Here is a 741-nt window from a genome sequence, read left to right as displayed (position 1 = left end):
AATGCTATAATCTGCGGCAATGGACCTAGTTTGAAAGATATAGATTATTCGAGACTGCCCAAAGAATACGATGTTTTTAGATGCAATCAATTTTATTTTGAAGAAAAATATTATTTGGGTAAAAATATAAAATATGTATTTTTTAATCCTTTTGTATTTTTTGAGCAATACTACACAGCAAAAAAACTCATAGAAAAAAAAGAATATGATATAGAAAATATAATATGTTCTACTTTTAATTTACCAACAGTAGATAATGAAAATTTTATAAAAAATTTTAATGCTTATTTTTGTGATGCTCATTTAGGATATGAAATATTACATAATATAAAAGATTTTCTAGCCTTTATAAAATACAATGAAATTTATGAAAATAATAGAATCACTTCAGGAATTTATATGTGTGCTATAGCTATAGCTTTAGGATATAAAAATATATATCTATGTGGTATAGATTTTTATAATGATAAAAACAATATGTATGGCTTTGATAATAAAAAAGAAAATTTATTAAAACTAAACCCAGCATTTTTAAAAAAAGATAGTGTATATGTTAAACATTCTAAAGAATTTGATTTAAAAGCTTTAAATTTTTTAAAAGATAAATATAATATTAATTTTTATTCTTTAAATAACAATAATGAACTTAGCAAATATATACCTTTAGCACCAAATGCTAATAATAATTTTATTTTGATTGATAAGGATAAAGATTGTATAAATGATGTGTTAATACCTGAA

1 protein-coding gene is annotated in these 741 nt (G+C 20.9%); it reads left to right on the top strand.

Going from position 1 to position 741, the window contains the following annotated elements; genetic code table 11:
* Positions 1-6: 6 nt before the first annotated feature.
* On the top strand, positions 7-741 hold a 735-nt coding region (locus tag FPD38_RS00630; protein WP_261798260.1), incomplete at its 3' end, for an alpha-2,3-sialyltransferase.

The sequence above is a fragment of the Campylobacter volucris genome, assembly GCF_008011665.1.
GTDB lineage: Bacteria > Campylobacterota > Campylobacteria > Campylobacterales > Campylobacteraceae > Campylobacter_D > Campylobacter_D volucris_A.
This window is presented reverse-complemented; position numbering and strand designations above follow the sequence as displayed.